1 pseudogene is annotated in these 287 nt (G+C 71.1%); it reads right to left on the reverse strand.

The annotated features are described in order from the left end of the window. A pseudogene (locus AC0L2O_RS36660) lies at positions 1-287 on the reverse strand (FAD-dependent monooxygenase); the annotation flags it as partial.

Genomic DNA, 287 nt, shown 5'->3' on the forward strand with positions numbered 1-287 from the left:
CGCCGACTATTGGAGTCTCGCCCGCTGCGCCGCTGGCTGGCGCCTCGAATTTGCGTTGAAGGCAGGCCGGGACTGGCCTCCTCGATCGCCATCGCCGCGCCCTGCGCCGCAAACGGCGTCATCGCATGCGCCGCGTCGCCGATCAGGGCGATGCCGGCGGGCGTCGTCGTCCATGGCTGTGCTTGGTCGACCGTATGGATCGGCCATGCGGTCCACGGGCCGGCGTCCTCGGCAAGACGGGCCAGTGCTGGCGCCGTGCCACGCATGGCGCCGGCGAGGATATTGGG

Source organism: Bradyrhizobium sp. Kon10 (assembly GCF_055807395.1).